Genomic DNA, 611 nt, shown 5'->3' with positions numbered 1-611 from the left:
ACCCTCGATTTCTCTGACATGGATACAGAGGACGAAGGCAAAATTAAGGACGATGATGAGTCCTGGGCCAATGCCCTGCTGAATGACGATGACGACAGCATCCGGCAGATGAAAGAAGAGAAAGTTACTTCCTCACGCCTGAAACTGAGCGGCAACGACGAATTCAACTTCGACCTGCCACCACCGGAAGAAGATGACTTCCACGGTTTCCTCGATGACGAAGACGATACCGATCAGCACCACAACCGGAATGACTTCACCCTCGGCGGTGATGATGGCCTGCAAACCGAAACGCTGGAAATCAGCCTGCCGGCCAGCAGCATTGCCGGATTACAGGAAGAACCCCTGCAGCTGGCCAAAAAGCGCCGTCGCAGACTCCCCTGGGGCTGGCTCACCGGGATCGTACTGATGCTGGTCGCAGCCGCTGCGCAGACGCTGTATTTCCAGTTCGACAACTGGGCACGCACCCCACAATGGCGTCCTTATTACGCCCAAATCTGCGCTGCTATGGATTGCCGCCTGCCGAAAATTCAGAACATCCGCGAGATGACAACTCAGCATCTGGTTGTCCGGGCACACCCTGACCTGCAGCGTGCGCTGGTCGTCGACAC

At 56.3% G+C, this 611-nt stretch carries 1 protein-coding gene; it reads left to right on the top strand.

From position 1 onward, the window contains the following. Nucleotides 1–611 (top strand): DUF3426 domain-containing protein (locus B3P58_RS09015; protein ID WP_286717078.1); only part of this gene is annotated, 611 nt, incomplete at both ends.

Source organism: Thalassolituus sp. UBA2009 (assembly GCF_002335285.1).
GTDB classification, from domain to species: domain Bacteria; phylum Pseudomonadota; class Gammaproteobacteria; order Pseudomonadales; family Oceanobacteraceae; genus Venatoribacter; species Venatoribacter alkanivorans.
This window is presented reverse-complemented; position numbering and strand designations above follow the sequence as displayed.